At 30.6% G+C, this 18,547-nt stretch carries 9 protein-coding genes; 2 read left to right on the forward strand and 7 right to left on the reverse strand.

Translation table 11 applies throughout. From position 1 onward, the window contains the following. The first annotated feature begins 665 nt into the window (after positions 1-665). Complete coding sequence (locus ACSHW5_RS01210) at positions 666-1,229, forward strand: hypothetical protein (RefSeq protein WP_435674275.1); 564 nt, start codon at positions 666-668, stop codon at positions 1,227-1,229. Beyond that, positions 1,220-1,681: a hypothetical protein gene (locus tag ACSHW5_RS01215; protein WP_435674276.1), complete on the forward strand. Its 462-nt coding sequence runs from the start codon at positions 1,220-1,222 to the stop codon at positions 1,679-1,681. Before ACSHW5_RS01210 ends, ACSHW5_RS01215 begins: the two co-directional genes overlap by 10 nt. Positions 1,682-1,772: 91 nt before the next feature. Here the strand turns inward: ACSHW5_RS01215 and ACSHW5_RS01220 are convergent, their stop codons facing one another. The 7 genes from ACSHW5_RS01220 to ACSHW5_RS01250 all read right to left on the reverse strand — a co-directional run bounded on the left by ACSHW5_RS01220 (position 1,773) and on the right by ACSHW5_RS01250 (position 18,444). Next, positions 1,773-2,984, reverse strand: coding sequence for a threonine/serine ThrE exporter family protein (locus tag ACSHW5_RS01220; RefSeq protein WP_435674277.1), 1,212 nt, complete (start codon positions 2,982-2,984; stop codon positions 1,773-1,775). 141 nt (positions 2,985-3,125) lie between these two features. After that, positions 3,126-4,544 (reverse strand): T9SS type A sorting domain-containing protein, encoded by a 1,419-nt coding sequence (locus tag ACSHW5_RS01225; RefSeq protein WP_435674278.1) that lies wholly within the window; start codon positions 4,542-4,544, stop codon positions 3,126-3,128. Positions 4,545-5,209: 665 nt separating this feature from the next. Next, positions 5,210-8,956: an SNF2-related protein gene (locus ACSHW5_RS01230; RefSeq protein ID WP_435674279.1), complete on the reverse strand. Its 3,747-nt coding sequence runs from the start codon at positions 8,954-8,956 to the stop codon at positions 5,210-5,212. A 14-nt stretch (positions 8,957-8,970) separates the two neighbouring features. After that, positions 8,971-12,669 (reverse strand): phosphoribosylformylglycinamidine synthase, encoded by a 3,699-nt coding sequence (gene purL / locus ACSHW5_RS01235; protein WP_435674280.1) that lies wholly within the window; start codon positions 12,667-12,669, stop codon positions 8,971-8,973. A gap of 162 nt (positions 12,670-12,831) precedes the next feature. Then, complete coding sequence (locus tag ACSHW5_RS01240; RefSeq protein ID WP_435674281.1) at positions 12,832-14,910, reverse strand: endonuclease; 2,079 nt, start codon at positions 14,908-14,910, stop codon at positions 12,832-12,834. A 43-nt stretch (positions 14,911-14,953) separates the two neighbouring features. Further along, the gene (locus ACSHW5_RS01245) at positions 14,954-17,185 is read right to left on the reverse strand and encodes an endonuclease (RefSeq protein ID WP_435674282.1); all 2,232 of its coding nucleotides are present in this window, start codon (positions 17,183-17,185) and stop codon (positions 14,954-14,956) included. Between the two features lie 47 nt (positions 17,186-17,232). Next, positions 17,233-18,444, reverse strand: coding sequence for an RsmB/NOP family class I SAM-dependent RNA methyltransferase (locus tag ACSHW5_RS01250; RefSeq protein ID WP_435674283.1), 1,212 nt, complete (start codon positions 18,442-18,444; stop codon positions 17,233-17,235). Positions 18,445-18,547 lie beyond the last annotated feature (103 nt).

Below are 18,547 nucleotides of genomic sequence, written 5' to 3' on the forward strand. Positions count from 1 at the left end.
AATGACAAGTTGAGTGTAAAACGCAAAGTTGTTATTCCGAAGTATTAAGGAATCACATGATCAAATTAACTCTTTATACGCTTTATGAGATTCCTCCTTTGTCGGAATGACAAGTTGTGTATCAAATCCAAAGCTGTCATTCCGAAGTATTGAGGAATCACAAAACCAAGCTAACGCTTTATGCTCTTTATGAGATTCCTCCTTTGTCGGAATGACAAGTTGAGTGTAAAACGCAAAGTTGTTATTCCGAAGTATTAAGGAATCACATGATCAAATTAACTCTTTATGCGCTTTATGAGATTCCTCCTTTGTCGGAATGACAAGTTGTGTGTAAAACCCAGATTTGTCATTGCGAATAAAGCTTTTTCAGCTTTATGTGGCAATCTCATATTCGATTAACAGATTGCTTCGTTTCTCTCAACAACGCTTATTGGTGGAAAAAGGATGCCGCTGCTATCCCTAATGTAAATCAGCCTTTAGATTTTTCTATAAGCTAATTTTATTTTTTAAAAGAAGTGTTTTTAAAAAGTATTAGAAAATAAAAATGACAATTTAGACAAACTCATTGTATCAACATAAATTCAAGAAATTTATATCAAAATGCTTTATAAAAAGAAAGCATTAAAAAGTATTATTAAGTATTTTTGCAAGGTATTATACAAACAATGATTAAAAAGCTTGTAAAAGATATTTCTTTTATTTTAATATTACTAAGTCATTTAGGTTTTTTAGCTGCAATTTTATATGAAAAGCAGCAAAATATTTATATTTCGGTATTTGTTATTTTGGTAATTGTCTTACTGATATTTAGGTATAAAAAAACATCACTAAAAGCCAAAAACCATGATTTAGAAAATGTATTAACGGTAGGTTTTGTGTTTTTTGGAGCTATTATTACCTATGTTTTAAGTGCTATCTTAGGTATAGGAAGTGTTTTATCTGCAAGTATAGTTGGTTTGGTAGCAAGTTTTGTTCCTGCTTTTTTTAAAAAGAATAACTTTATAAAAGGAATGCCAACGGCTGTTTATTGTGGTTCTTTTGTGGGGATGACAAATGTAAATATTGCGCCAGATTATATATTTATTGCCTTGGCAAGTGTAATAAGTGGGTTTTTATTAGTAGGTACAAAAGATACATTTCATGGTATTGGAGGCAAATTAGGAACCTTAGCTTTTGGCGGTGTTGCCTTGGCTTTTTTTATAACATTTTTACTTTCTAAATGGTTGTAGAATATTTCATACTAATTTTAATAGGAGGTGCTTCATCAATACTCACCTTTCTTTTACAAATAAAATTTAAGCAAGGTCCGGTAAGATCTTCTGCTTTGGTGGGTGTTTTAGCAGGTTTGTTTGTGGTGATATTTCCAAATTTATTATCTAATTATTTAACAGAAAATATACCACTAGTTTGTTTTGGTGCTTCCTTTATTGGCATGGTATCTTCTAAAGTAATGTCAGATTATTTATTAATTGGGTTTTCAGGTATTGTTTTTACTATTATTTATTTTAATACAAGTAGCTATTTTAATGGTTTTGGAGGAGGCTTAGGTTCTGCGGCCTGTATTGCATTGTTGGTTACATTAAGTATTCCTGTTTTAAGAAAAAAAAGAAGTGTAAGCAACGGATTTTTGTTGTTAAGAAGGCAAATGCGTTCTAGAATGAAAAAGAAAAATTACAAATAGAAAATAGGAATATACATGATAATTTAAGATTTTTTTTTAAACTATTGTCTATCAAATTATTGTAATTCCTCCTTGCAAAGTGTGCTAAATATTAATTATTTTTAGGTCTTCTATCTCTAAATGTTCCGGCAAAAAGCAAACCTCCAATAATACCCATAAGAATAAAAGCAACTTGTTCAAATAAATTTACAGAACCTGTAGTTGTAGCAGGGTTAAAAAAAGAATTGCTTAGGCCCATAAAAGATTTACTTCCAGGCACAAGCATAACAATTCCTTGAATTAAATAGACTGTTTTAGGAGTTTTGGAAATAATGCTAAATAAACTACTTATTCCTACTACCACTAAAGTTCCTATAAAAGTACTAACTAAAACACCATAACCAGACAATAAAACAGTCATAAAAAAAGCAATAACACCTGTAAGAACACCAAAAAGTATGTCTTTTTTTCGTACTTGAAATATAGGTAAAAGTGTTATGGATAATATAGGAATAGCAAAAAGAATGGTCCATTTTGGCAATTCAGATACATGATATGTTAAATCAATTTCTACAATAGAGGTCATTAATGCCAAACCGAGTAAAACACCAAAAAATTGTTTGAATAATAAAATAATAGAATCGAAAAGTTTTGCACCTCCAGAGACTAAACTTTTAGATGTTATTTCTTCTAAAGCCGTTGTAATTGCTAAACCAGGAATAAAAATAATAATGGAAGATAATATAGTTAAACCTAAATTTAAGTTGGGAAAAATTAAAGTTATTGAACAGCAAATAATGGTTACTATTAAAGCACTTAAAGATTCAAATACGTTTTCTAAATACTGAGATTTACTAGTTAAATAGACTAAAAAATAAACCAACGCACCTAATAAAAAAGAAACCAAAAAAGAAACCAAATTAGTACCTATTAAAACACTAAAAGAGCCCGCAGAAAAAGCATAGGCTAAAACCAATTTGAAATGATTTACAACTTTTGTTTTTGCATGTATATTTTTTAATTCTTCATGTATTTGACTATTACTTATCTTGGCATCAATCACCTTATTTGTTAATTCTGCAATTCTAGAATAAGCACCTAAATTTAAAGAACCAGGAGGCACACATTCAACATAATTATAAGAGTTTTCATCTTCATAAAAAACATAATTTATCCATGTTGGAGAATCCATAAAACTACCTGTGATACCTTGTAGTTCAGCAACTTCAGTTAAGTAAGTTTGAATTTTATACGAAGGAATTCCATAAACATGTAATGCTTTTCCTAATGCAACTATAAATTGATATTTTTCTGGTACTTTCATGATGCTTATTAAATAATTAATGCGACCTTTTTAATTTTGAAAGCAATAAAAAAGGCTCTTTTAGAAATACTTTTTTTGTAGAATTATTGGGTTGACCAATTTTTAGTATTTATAAATATTTATAAGGAATTAGCTTTTTATTTACTCTTTAATAATTCTAAACGATTCCTTTTCACCGTTTTTTGAAATAATTAAAATAAAAATTCCGTTGGGTAAATTAGAAATATCTATAGATTTATTAGTAGAAACTCCTTTTTTTAGGAGTTTTCCATCAAACTGAAATACAGAAAAATCGAAATTATCATAATTAAAATTGGCAATTTGTGTAATTCCTTTTGTAGGATTAGGATACAAAAATGGTTTGTCCTTTAATTTTGGTATTGCTAAGGTATTATCTTCAGTAACCAACACTGTTTTTTGGTCGGAATTATGATTACAAGCCAAATCTAAATAGGTTTCTAAATCACATTTACAATGCTTTTTTTCAAACCCTAATTCCTTCGCCTTATTTAAATATGTGCAAGCAAGTTCATATTCGTCTAAGTCATAATACACAACACCAAGATTTCTATGAGCATAAGAGTTGTTTTTATTTAGTTCAATTGCTTTTTCTAAATCTTTAATACCATTTTCGCTATCACCTAAATTATGTAAAATAAAACCTCTTAAGGTTCTAAGATCTCGTTCAATACTTCCGTAACCCAATCTTAATAAATTTTTTTCATACCTAAAAGCAATATCTATATGTTGTTTTGCTTTTTCATACTCTTCAAAATCTGAGTAATATGCAGCTAATACTCTATTGGCAAAATCATGATTTGGGTTCTTCTTTAAAACTTTATCTAAATATATTTTAGCAAGTTTATATGATTTTATACCATACAGATAAGCTCCTAGATTATAAACTAATCTATAATTTTCCGGATCAGCTTTAATTGCCTCATATTTATAATGAGAAGCGTGGTTTTTCATTTTAAAACCTGCATAAATTGATCCCATAATATCGTATATGCTACCGAGTTTTTTACCAGAGGGTTTTTCTTTTTTTCTTTCGGCTGTTTTAAGTGTAATTTTTCTTATCAATTTATAATCACTAAGCGCCAATATTCTGTTGCCTAAATGGTGTCTAATACGTGCACGGTGAAAATTATATTTAGTAAACCTAGGGTTCGCTTTTATCTTTTCATTAAGCTCCTTTAGTTTTACATGCATGTTTTTTATTTTTTCTTCATCCTTTTTATTGAACTCCATAATGTGGTCTGTGCGTTCAACTAACTTACCGTTATTAAAATTCCAAGTGGTTATTTTTTTTCCAAAAAAATTAAATTTTGTACAAATTCCGTGATACTTTCCATTAAGGTAATAAAATTGTTCATTTTTTTGACCTCCTTTGTGGTAGGTTTTAACACTATCTAATTTGTTGTCATTGCCATACCACTTTTCAAAAGATACAATACTGTCATTATAAAAATAGCGTTTTACTTTATTAGAGTTAGATGTTTGAGCATTAAAACTAAAAACAGAGGATAACAATAAAATGATGGTAGGTATAATTTTCATGAGTTAAATTTAAGAATTATCTAGCTTAAAACAGTCAAAAAATTAATACTATTAATTTAAAAATCTTAAAAATAGCACTTTACTTTTTTTTAAAATTATTATGGGCGTTCCCAAAGGTCGGGCTTTCACTACTCGCTTCACGCAAAAAAGCGTGAGAGCTCAAACAGACCGTTCTATCCCTAACGCAAACCCTAAAAGACAAAAAAATCCTGCAAGGTTTCCAAAACCTTGTAGGTATATTTCAATACTTCATCAAAGTAATTATAGTTATCATTACAAATCATGCTTTTTTGCGTGATGTGGCAATTTCATTTTTAAAAAAAAGTTTGCTTAATTCCTCATAATAACATTAATTAAAAAAGCTATTTTAACATTTTTGTAATCGTTGAACTGGTTAATTATGTAATTGTTTCCGCATAAAATTTATCACTATTTATGAGTCTGTTAAATAATATATTTTCCTGAAAATCTAAAAAAAATCCTGCAAGGTTTCCAAAACCTTGTAGGTATATTTCAATACTCCATCAAAGTAATTATAGTTATCATTACAAATCATGCTTTTTTGGGTGATGTGGCAATCTCATTATTAAAAAAAAGATTGTTTCGTTCCTCATAATAACATTAATTAAAAAAGCTATAAAAAGGATGCTGTTTTAAGAAATTGATTATTCAAATAATTTTATAATATGTTCTTTAGACAGTGATTTCACAAAACTTTCATCCGTTTGAATAATATCTGAAGAGAGTTTTTTCTTGGTAAGTTGGTGTTGTATAATTTTTTCTTCAATGGTGTTTTTACAAATCATTTTATAGGCAAAAACGTGTTTGTTTTGTCCTATTCTGTAACATCTGTCAATTGCTTGAGCTTCTACAGCAGGATTCCACCAAGGATCTACCAAATAGACATAATCTGCTTCTGTTAAATTTAAACCCGTACCACCAGCTTTTAAACTAATTAAAAATACCCTTACTGAAGTGTTGTTTTGAAAATTAGTCACTTTTTCTTGTCTATTTTTAGTTTTTCCATCTAAGTATTCGAAAGAAATACCAGATTGCTCTAACTCCTTTTTAATAAGATGTAGCATTTTTACAAACTGAGAAAAAATTAATATTTTATGTTTTCCAGTTTTTTGGTTAATATGTTTTAGTAATTCTTTTATTTTTATTGATTGCGAAGTGTAGGTTTCATCATCGTTTAATAATTGTGGGGAATCGCATATTTGTCTAAGTTTGGTCAATCCTTCTAAAACATACATTTTCGATTTACCTAAACCATCACTATCAATTTTTTTAAGTAAATAATCTCTATATTTATTTTTATAAGCATCATAGAGTTTTTGTTGTTCATTTTCCATAGAACAGTATAATATTTGTTCTGTTTTTGGTGGCAACTCTTTTGCTACTTGTTCTTTGGTACGTCTTAGTAAAAACGGATTGATCAATTTGCGAAGATCAACAGCAACATCGGTGTTTTTTTCTTTATCTATGGGCGTAGAAAATTCCTTTTTAAAGTGTGCCATAGAACCTAATAAACCAGGGTTTACAAAGGTCATTTGTGCATATAAATCAAATGTATTATTTTCTATTGGTGTACCTGTTAACACCAATTTATTTTCAGATTTTAACAATCTAACAGCTTTAAAACGTTGAGAATTTGGGTTTTTAATAGCTTGAGATTCATCTAAAACAATATAGTTAAAAGTGTATTCTTTTAAGTAATTAAGATCTCTTAAAATAGTACCATAAGTAGTTAAAACAATATCATTTTTTTCAAAATTATTGCTATTTTTTTCTCTGTCAATACCTGATAAAACTAGTACTTTTAATGTTTTACAAAATTTAATAATTTCTTCTTGCCAATTAAAAATGAGCGATGTTGGTACAATAACCAAATGTGGTACTTTACTTTTTTTAGTATCTTTTATGTATTTAAAAAAGCTAATTATTTGCAGCGTTTTACCAAGCCCCATATCATCTGCTAAACAACCACCAAAACCAAATTCATTTAAAAAGGCTAACCAATTTAATCCTTCTTTTTGATAATCTCTTAAAGTAGCTTTTATTCCTTTTGGTTGTGGTATTTTTTCAATGGTATTAAAAGTTTGTAATTTTTCTTTAAATAATTGATGTTGTTGTACTAAATTATTTTGGTCATCTAAATGTTCATACAAACTGTCTATTACAGAAATTTGGTATTTAGAAACTTCAATACTGTCTTTTTTTACGTCTCCGGACCTAAATAAATGCGTATATTTTTCTATCCATTTTTCTGGTAAAATACCAATGCTTCCATCACCTAATTGAACATAATTACTTTTGTTTAAGATTGATTTTTTAACATCTTTTAAGCTTACCATTGTTTTGCCAAAAGCAATATCTATATTCACATCAAACCAATCAATTCCAGAACTTACATTCATAGAAATGGTGGGTTTATGTGCGTTATATTTCATTTTGGTTAAAGCATCTAAACCAAAAATTTCAATATTTTCTTCTTTTAATTTTTCAAAAGTATTTAAAAACCACATATCTTTTATAAACTCATCATGGTTTAAAAAAAAGAAATCATTGTTTGGCTCTTCGTTAAAAGTTGGGTGTAAACCAGCAATTAAATCTATAAAAGCTTTATTTTTTTCCTCATTTTGTTGATAAGTATACACTGTATTGTCTTTTACTTCTTGAAAGTTGTGTGTACCTAATATATTAATAAACTGATTGTTGTATTCTAAAATAGGTTTTAATACAATATGATTGTCGGTTTCTGAAATATAAAGTTGTTTTTTTGCATCAGTATATTCAATAATTTCTTTTTTCTTTTTTAGATGTTGGTAATCTACTTTGTGTTTTTTTGATAAAGGGATTATAAATGTAGTATTATAAGTGTCAAAATCAGATTTAGGAATTCTAATTTCAGGATTTTGTTTAAAGAAAAGAAGCGTTTTAGAGTAATTGATAGATTTATTTAAATAATATGCATTTTTAACAATCGTAAATAAAAAATTATTGCCAATTTTTTTAATATTTAGTTGATTTGTTTTTCCGTTAACTGTAATATAGCTTTTAAGATTAAAAAAATGAAGTTCTTCTATCACTTTAAAAGATAGCATACTACTATTGGTGCTAAATATAATAGGGGTAAGAAAATTACGGCTAATTTTTCTTTCATTGTCATCATCTAAAAGTTTAAAGACGCGTTTGTTTTTAAGAAGTGGCAATAGTTTTTTTAAATGAATTAAACTATGTTTTTCTAAACTTAAAGATTCTTTTTTATTAAACTGAGCTAAACGGTTTTCAGAAAGCTGAAAAGCTAATTCTAAAAGAGTTTGTTCTTCTTTAATTAGAGAGGAATTTGTGTAAAAAACAGTTTCCGGAGTAATTTCTTCTATTTTTGAAAATAATGCTGTTTCATCTTTATTTAAATTTCCTGTAAGAGGAGTTGCAATTGTAGGTACATATTCATTAGAATTGTAAAATGAAAAGGAATAGGCGATACCTTGTTTTTGTTTTCTATTGCTTTTTTTAGGAAGTACAGGTAATTCATCTTCAAAAACTTTTAAATCTGAGAACAAATTTTCAGAAACAGTATTGATATTTGTATGCGCTGCAAATTTTAAGATTCCTTTTTCTTTAGGAATTGCAGTCAATTCATTATTAATAAATTCAAAAGAAAAATAGGTAGCATAATCATTATCTTTTATAGAAAATCCGTATTCTTTTAATAAATTATTTTTTAATCCATCCATTTCTTCATCTGAAAGAAAAGCATGTTTCATTTCTTCATTTATATGCCTTAAAATATGTACTTGATGCGAGCAGAGTGTTTTGTTAGTTGCTGTACAATTACATAAAAGAGAGAGTGTTTCCCCTTTTTTACGAAGTTGAATATCAAAAAAGTTATAATCTCTATATTGATTTAATCTAAAATGTAAATATTCTGGTTTTGAATCTATCAGGCTAACTGTATCATAATAATGTTTATATCTATCATAAGAGCGATTATTAGCATTTTTTTTTAAAAAGCTTTCCTTAATATCTTTTGTACCTTTAAAAGGAATTAAGATTGGTTCTACTTTAGAATATGTAATTTTTGGTTTGGTTTCTTTTTTGGGGCTAATAATTGGTGAAGTTTCTTGATAAGAATCTACAAAATTATCAATTTCAAACGCAACAGCAACTTCGTGTTTACAAACATTTCCCCAATCATAAGGGCAAGTACACGAACTAGAAATCATGCCGCTTTGTAAACCATAAAAGCGGATGTCGTATTTTTTGCCGTTTATTTTTGCTTGTACAGATTGGTAATCTTCCGAAAACTCTAAATCTTTTACTACTAAAGAATTTGATCTACCTCTTATTGTACTATCAGTATTGCTATAAATATAATTTTTAAGTCTGTCGTTTTTAATCTTCATTCTTAAAATAAGTATTAACTTTTGCTATCAATCCAATTTTTTGCATTCACAAAAGCTTCTAGCCAAGGTGTAACTTCATCTTTTCTATGTGTTGGGTAATTAGCCCAATTCCATTGAAAAGTAGAACGCTCAATATGAGGCATTGTTACTAAATGTCTTCCGGTTTTATCACATAGCATTGCTGTGTTAAAATCTGAACCATTTGGGTTGTTTGGATATCCTTCATAACCATATTTTGCTACAATATTATAGTTTTCTTCAACTTCTGGCAGGTTAAACTTTCCTTCTCCATGAGAAATCCAAACGCCTAATTCTGTTCCTGCTAAACTAGATAACATTACAGAATTATTTTCCTGAATTTTTACAGAAGTAAAAGAACTTTCGTGCTTCTGAGAATCATTATGCACTAATTTACCATGTACTTTATGATCTGGGTTTATTAGGTCTAATTCCATCCATAATTGCGCACCATTACAAATACCAACAGACAATGTATCTTCTCTTTTAAAGAAGTTTTTTAATGCGGTATTTGCTTTTTCGTTGTATTTAAATGCTCCTGCCCAACCTTTAGCAGAACCTAAAACATCAGAATTAGAAAAACCACCAACGGCTCCAATAAACTGAATGTCTTCTAAGGTTTCACGACCAGAAATTAAATCTGTCATGTGTACATCTTTTACATCAAAACCGGCTAAAAACATTGCATTTGCCATTTCGCGTTCAGAATTAGAACCTTTTTCACGAATAATTGCCGCTTTTGGTTTCTCTTTACCAATTACAGGTAATTTACCCGTAAAATTCTCTGGAAATTTATAGGTTAAAGGCTGATTTTTATAATTATCAAATCTGTCTTGCGCCAAGTTATTAGCGGTTTGTTTTTGATCTAATAAGAAAGAAGTTTTATACCAAACATCTCTCATTTCGGCAACATCAAAAGTGAAACTATCTTCGTAGTTTTTTATATTTACTGTTCCTGAATTATTAGTAGTACCAATAGTAAAGAATTCAATATTATTTTCTGATAAAACGGTTTCAACAGAAGCATCTGCTTGAAAAACAATTCCTGAATTTTCTGAGAATAATACTTTTATAGAATCTTCTTCATGTAAAGAAGAAATATCAAAATCTGCTCCTAAATTAACATCAGCAAAACACATTTCTAATAAGGTTGTAATCAATCCACCAGAAGCAACATCGTGTCCTGCAGTAATTTTATCACCTTTAATTAATTCTTGAATGGTATTAAACGTATTCTTTAAGAATGCAGAATTTTTAACATCCGGCGCTTCATTTCCAATGGTATTTAAAACTTGATGGAAAGAACTTCCTCCTAATTTAAAATCATCTTGAGAAATATTAATATAGTAAATGTTTCCTCCATCAACTTGTAAAAGAGGCTCTACAACTTTACCAATTGCATTACAGTTTCCTGCAGCAGAAATAATAACAGTTCCTGGAGCAATTACCTCTCCATCTGTATATTTTTGCTTCATTGATAAAGAATCTTTTCCTGTTGGCACATTGATTCCTAATTCGATAGAAAATTCAGAAACCGCTTTTACAGCTTTGTATAAACGAGCGTCTTCACCTTCATTTTTACAAGGCCACATCCAATTTGCAGAGAGCGACACGCTCTTTAAGTTTTCTTTTAAAGGCGCCCACATTAAATTAGTAAGAGATTCTGTAATTGCATTTCTACTTCCTGCTTCTGGATTAATTAAAGCAGAAATAGGCGAGTGGCCAATTGAAGTTGCAACTCCTTCTTTTCCTTTGTAATCTAAAGCCATTACACCAACGTTGTTTAACGGAATTTGTAACGGGCCAACACATTGTTGTTTGGCAACTTTACCACCCACACAACGGTCTACTTTATTTGTTAACCAATCTTTACAAGCTACAGCTTCTAATTGCAAAACTTGAGATAAGTAATTTTTAAAATTCTTAACTTTATATCTAGAGTTTTTATAATTTCTTACAATTGTGGTATCTGTTAAAACAGTTTTAGGAGAAGAACCAAACATGTCTTCTAGAGCTAAATCCATAGGTTTTTCTCCAGAGGTTTTAGATTCGAAAGTAAAACGATTATCTCCAGTAACTACACCAACATCATAAATAGGAGAACGTTCTCTATCTGCAATCTTGTGTAAAGTATCTAAATGTTTTTCAGCAATAACCAATCCCATTCTTTCTTGAGATTCGTTACCAATAATTTCTTTGGCAGATAAAGTTGGGTCTCCAACAGGTAAAGCATCTAATTCTATTTTACCACCAGTGTCTTCTACCAATTCTGATAAACAATTTAAATGTCCACCAGCGCCATGATCATGAATAGAAACAATAAAGTTTTCATCGCTTTCTACCATACCACGAACTGCATTTGCAGCACGTTTTTGCATTTCTGGATTAGAACGTTGCACGGCATTTAATTCAATTCCAGAAGCAAACTCACCGGTATCTGCAGAAGAAACTGCAGCGCCACCCATTCCAATTCGGTAGTTTTCACCACCCAAAATTACAATTTTATCACCTTCTTTTGGTGTGTCTTTTAGAGCTTGATCTGCTTTACCATAACCAATTCCACCGGCTTGCATAATTACTTTGTCAAAGCCTAATTTTCTAGGTTTAGCAGTACTAGAAGAAGAATTTTCTTCATGTTCAAAAGTTAAAACAGAACCTGTAATTAAAGGTTGTCCAAATTTGTTTCCAAAATCTGATGCCCCGTTTGATGCTTTTATTAAAATATCCATTGGTGTTTGATACAACCAATCTCTAGCTTCAAATTTATGTTCCCAATACCTCTGGTCTTTAGCGGAACTAGAATCGGCTTCTAAACGAGAATACGAAGTCATGTAAACTGCTGTTCCTGCTAATGGTAAAGAACCTTTTCCGCCAGCCAATCTATCTCTAATTTCTCCACCAGAACCTGTTGCAGCTCCGTTAAAAGGCTCAACAGTTGTTGGAAAATTGTGTGTTTCTGCTTTTAGTGATATTACAGATTCAAAATCTTTAGTTTGATAAAAATCTGGTTTGTCCGCCGTTTTAGGCGCAAATTGTTCCACTTTTGGTCCTTTTACAAAAGCCACATTATCTTTGTAGGCAGAAACAATATCATTCGGAAATTGTTTAGACGTTTCTTTGATCATATTGAAAAGGGAAGTAGGTTGTTCTTCACCATCAATAACAAATGTTCCTCCAAAAATTTTATGTCTACAGTGTTCTGAGTTTACTTGACTAAAACCAAATACTTCAGAATCTGTTAATTTTCTACCTATTTTGGTAGCAACACTTTCTAGATAGGTTACTTCTTCATCACTTAAAGACAATCCTTCTTGATTGTTATATGCGGCAATGTCTTCTATTTCTAAAATTGCTTCTGGTAGAATGTCTATGGTAAATGAATCTTGATGCAACCCTTTATATTTTTCAGAAATCATAGGATCAAAACCTGTGAAATCTTCTGAAACAGCTTTGAATTCTTCAATTCTAATAATATCTGAAATTCCCATATTCTGAGTAATTTCTACAGCATTTGTACTCCAAGGAGTAATCATTGCAGCTCTTGGTCCAACAAAAAAAGCATCTATTGCTGTTTCTTCTATTTTAGGTTGATTGGCAAATAACCAAGTCAATTTTGCAATAGTTTCTGTAGTTAATTTTTCTGTTGTTTGAACAGCGAATATTTTGCTGTCTATATTTCCAAAGAAATGAATCATTTTTATGTTTTATTTGGGTGTTGTTGTAAAAATGCAAATTTACTTTTTTTCAAATTAATACTAATGAATTAATTTGCTGAAATTTAAGAGTTATTCACGAGGTTATAAACCAAAAAAAAAGACTGCGAAAGCAGTCTTTTTTGAAAATAAGATTAAAAGAAATTAATTTTTAATTAATTTCTTAGAGGTTGTTGCATTCTTGATATTCATTTTAACAATATAAATACCTTTGGCTAAATTAGAAATATCTAAATTATTTTTAGTTTTTGTAATAGTTGCCGTTTTAACCACTTTACCTAATAAATTATAGATACTTACGTTTGTATTTTCTGAAGTACTTATATATAATGTATTTCCGGTTGTTGGGTTCGGGTATAGTTTAATGTTATTTAAAGCATTATCATGTACACTTGCTGTATTAGAATCGTAAACTCCAATTCCATCTACAGTGTCTTTATCTAAAACATCCCATTCGCTGGTTGTATATGTAGTATTTGGACTAGATACAGATAGTTTTCTTCTAAGAGTAACATCTTTTGCAAATTCTGTAGTTCCGTCTAAATCTCCAATGATATCAATTAAAACACCGTTTTTAAATAACCCAACTCTATCATCACCATTAAAAGTCATTGGAGTAACATTAGGGATGCCTAAATCACTTTCATCAATTAAGTGTTGATCGGTTGTAGAACTGTTAGTGATAACATAAACATCTCCATTTTCAATTGTACCACTCAAGTTTAATGCGGTTTCCCAAGCTCCTCTAGATTGTCTTTGCACAGAATACGTAGATAAATCTATAGAGTTATCTGTAAGATTCGCAATTTCAATGGCTTTATTGTAAGAGCTTCCTTCCACATATTCAGAGAAAAATAATTCAACAATATTGTTACTTCCATCTGTAGTGGTAGCGTTTACAGCCGTAGATTGTGAAGACATATTGTTTGCGCTATCTTTTGCTAAAACTGTAACACTATAGGTTGTAGAAGCGGATAAACTAGTAACTTGATAATTAGTTTCTGTTGTATTTCCGTTTAAGTTTCCATCAACATAAACATCATAACTAGCTACGCCTGTATCATCTGTTGAAGCTGTCCAATTCACTTTAAAACTTGTACCTGTTTCACTAGTAATAGTTATGTTCGTAGGTATTGATGGGGCAGTAGTGTCTGCTAAAGTGGTCGCGTTAGCTGCCGTAGATTGTGCAGATTTATTATTTGCAATATCTTTTGCTAAAACTGTAACTGCGTATGCTGTGTTAGAATTTAAACCAGTTAATGTGTATGTTGTAGTAGTGCTTTCTCCATGTAAAGTACCATTTGCATAAATTTCATATTTGGTAACTGCTTCATTGTCTATAGAAGCTGTCCAAGAAGCATCTATTGTAGCTGTTGTAATATTACTTAAAGCAAGATTTGTTGGCACCGTTGGTGCTTCTGTATCTGAAGAAGTATAAATTCCCCAAGAATCTACAGCAGGGTCTCCACCCCAAATTCTTGTTGCTAAATAAGCGTTGTCTATAAACGGATTTCTGTTACCTTGCGAGTAACTTTGACCAGAAGTATGGTAAGTATTTCTTTGTCTCTCAAAATCTGAAACAGGATCTTCTACATTCCATTCTAAAAATAAATCAATCATTTCATCAGGAGTAGAAGCAGTACTTCCAATACCTACATTTGAAGGTAAACATCTACTACCATATCTAATATACATGTACATCATCATTCTAGCAACATCTCCTTTCCATTCATCACCAGGATACCATCCACCAGAAACACTACCAGCATTACCAGAACCATCAGCAAACCTTAAACTACCTCTTTGGCTATTAAAACTAACATCTGAAGGGCGTAAATGATGTGCATCTGCCCCAGGACCTGAAGTACCAAGATTAGGCGTTCCTAAAGATTTAGCATACGTGTGTTCTCTATTCCAAGATCCATCAGGGCATGAAGAACTACAAATATTATTAACACCACTTGTTCTTGCTGTAGTACCAGAAGCAGAATAACCATAGATTAATAAAACTTCGGAACTGTTTTCTGGATTAACATCTGTAGCTTGTAAAGCATCCCAACCATAGGATAAAATGTTGGTATGCGCCGCTATTGTTTTTGTTGATAAATTATCTTTTAAGGCTACACCTTCAGCAGTTAAATCTACGTCACTATAATAAGGTTCTGCTTGAGCATTTATTAAAAATGACGAGAATAATGAAATAAAAAGTAATGTTTTTTTCATCTGTCTATAGTATATTAAGTTTAATAAATAGTGTGCTTATATCTTAGTTTTTTATTAATTTTTTAGTAATAAATTGCTTACCAGAATTAATTTTTATTAAATAAATTCCAGAAGTAAATTTAGCAATATTTACACTGTTTTTACTTTTTGTAACTTTTGATGATTGTACCAATTTACCTAAAACATTGTAAACATTAATTGTAGCCTCTTCTGTTACACTAAAAAAGACGCGATCTCCATTTGCAGGGTTTGGAAACATTTTAAAAGATTCAAAAGCAATGGTTTTTGTACTTAATGTAGAAGTATGACTACCAATACCATCAAAAGTGTTTGCCGGAAAAGAATCCCATTCTGAAGTTGTATAGGTTGTATTAGGTACAGAAATAGAACCTTTTCTTCTGTATGTTATGTTTTCTATGTGTTTAGATGTACTAGTGATATCGCCAATAACGTCTATTAAAACACCATTTTTAAATAAACCTACAGGGTCATCTCCGTTAAAATTTAAAGGAGAACCATATAAATAAGGAGCACTTGAATTGTTAGGTACTTCTAAATCTGCATTCGCTATTAAGTCTGCATCTGCTGCGCCAGCGTGAATAATAACAAAAACATCATTTGGTATAATACTAGTTACTGGCACTGCATGTGTTGAGAACTCAACCTTATCTAAGGGTAAATCATCTGTCCAAAACCAACCGCTTGAAGTAAATTTTTGTAGTGAATATCCTGCTAAATCTATAGTTGCACTAGATAAATTAACAATTTCAATGGCTTTGTTGTGTCCAGAACTAGGTTCTACATATTCAGAAATAAATAATTCTGTGACACCATTAGAACTCCCGTCTGTAGTTGAGGCGTTTACAGCTGCACTTTTTGCAGATTTATTACTATCAATATCTTTTGCTAAAACTTGAACACTATACGTTGTAGATGTATTTAAATCTATTACTGTATAGAATAGTTCTGTTGTAGACGTTGTTAAATTTCCATCTACAAAAACTTCATAACCAGCAACTGCATTGTTGTCTGTAGATGCAGACCAGCTTACTTTAAAAGAAGAATCTGAGGCATTGCTAATTACAATATTTGTAGGTACCGTTGGTGCTTGTGTGTCTTGTAATGTGCTTCCGTTTACAGCAGCACTAGGAGCAGAAAGATTGTTTATAATATCTCTTGCAACCACTGTAAAAGAATAGGTAGTGTTTGTGTTTAAACTAGAGATGGTTGCACTTGTAATTGCATTAGAAGTTTGTGCTGTTAAAACATTATCTACATATATATTATATCCAGAAACTTCAACGTTGTCTGTAGAAGCAGTCCAAGAAATATCTATTGATGTTAAACTAAAATTACTTAAAGTAACATTTGTTGGCGTAGTAGGAGCTTCTGTATCACTACTTGTATAAATTCCCCATCGATCTTCTGCAGAATTTCCTCCCCAAATTCTAGTTGCTAAATACGGGTTGTCTATAAAAGGATTTCTATTTCCTTGTGCCGCATAATTTGACGTGTTTTCATGATAATTATTTCTTGCAATTTCTATTTCAGAAACAGGATCTTCTGCATTCCAATTTAAAAATAAGTCTATCATATCATCTGGTGTAAACTCACCACTACCAACACCAACTGCAGAAGGTAAACAAACATCACCATAATGCAGGTACATATACATAATCATTCTTGCTGCATCACCTTTCCATTCATCACCAGGATACCAAGCAGCAGTATTCGGACCGCTTAAACCAGCAAATGTATCTGTAGAAAAATCAGATGTTCCAGAACCTCTTCCGTATTTTCTGTTATTTCTGGTAGAGTTACGCGTTCTATCAGCAGCTCTTAAATGATGCGAATCTGTAGCAGGACCAGCAACGTCTGTATTTAAAGGCGGGGTTGCTAAAGATTTAGGAAAAATATGTTCTCTATTCCAAACTTCTGTAGTTGCATTATTACCAGTATCTTGTAAGTTTTTATTTCTTGTTCTATCATTTGTAATATCATTATCAGAACCATCTTCCCAACCATAAAATAAAACAACTTCAGCAGTATTAGCAGAATTTTCATCTACTTCTTTACAAGCATCCCAAACATCTGGTCCACTACTTGTATATTCTAGTACATTTGTATGTGTTGCAATTATTTTTGTTGCTAGTTCATCTTTAAGTTGAAGTCCTGTTAATGTTAAATCAACATCGTTATAGTAAGGTTCTGCTTGAGAAAAAGTAAGGCTAACAACGCATAAAAGGGTGAAAAATGAAAGTAGTTTTTTTATCATAATTTTTATTTTAAAGTTATTTTTTACAAATAATAAATATAAGTAATTTATTTTCTTTCTAAAAGTGCCATATAAAAGCCATCGAAACCAGATATGTGAGCTAACACTTTTTTATCTGAGACAAAGGTAAAGTCTTTTCCGGCTTCAGATGTTAAGAAATTATTAACTTGATTTTGATTTTCTGAAGGTAAAACAGAACATGTAGCATACACCATTTTTCCTCCTGGTTTTACCATTTTGGAATAACTTTGTAATATTTCTTGTTGAATTTTTTTAATATTCTCTATAAATTCTGGTTGTAATTTCCATTTAGAATCTGGATTTCTGCGGAGAACACCTAAACCAGAACAAGGAGCATCAATTAAAACTCTATCTGCTTTTCCATATAATTTTTTTATGGGTTTTGTAGAGTCTATTACACGCATATCTATATTGTGTGCTTTATTTCTTTTGGCTCTAACTTTTAATTTACGAAGTTTACTTTCGTAAATGTCCATAGCAATTATTTGACCTTTATTTTCCATTAATGCAGATAAATGCAAGGTTTTTCCGCCAGCACCAGCACATGTGTCAACAACTTTCATTCCTGGCTTTACATCTAAATAAGCAGCAACAAGTTGCGATGATGCATCTTGAACTTCAAAAAAACCATTATGAAAGGCTTCTGTTTTAAACACATTTGCTCTTTCTGGTAAAACTAAAGCATCTGGATGATGAGGCACTATTTCTGTGATTACATTTTCTGCGTGTAATTTTTTTTGCAGAATTTCTCTACTAATATTTAGTGTATTAGTTCTTAAAATTACACTTGCTTGTTTGTTTAACGCTGCAATTTCTTTTGTCCAAAGTTCTTCACCTAATTCGGCAACACAAATTTCATCCATCCAATCTGGAATAGATTCTCTGTATTTTCTAGTTCTAGACAATTCATCAAAACGCCCCTTAATTTTTCTTTCAGGAACATCACCAATTTGATTCCAATCTGGTAGTTTAATACCTCTTAAAATACACCAAACAGAGAACAATCTCCAAATATTATCTCTGTCATAAGGTACTTTAACTTCTGCTATTTCTGCGTACAATCTGTTCCAACGTACAATATCGTAAATTGTTTCTGCAACAAATTTACGATCTCTTGCGCCCCAACGTTTGTCTCTTTTAAGAGCCTTTTCTACAGCTTTATCTGCATAAACACCTTCGTTAAAGATGTCTCTAATACTATCTATAACAGCAAAAGTTAAATTTCTATGTAATCTCATTTTTATATTTTAAAAGCCTACAAAGTTACAAATTAAGTACTGTAATTTAAGGCTTTAGGAATTTTGATTTATTAATATTATGTGCAATGGAGTAGGGCGATTA

Source organism: Polaribacter sp., assembly GCF_051251875.1.
Lineage (GTDB): Bacteria > Bacteroidota > Bacteroidia > Flavobacteriales > Flavobacteriaceae > Polaribacter.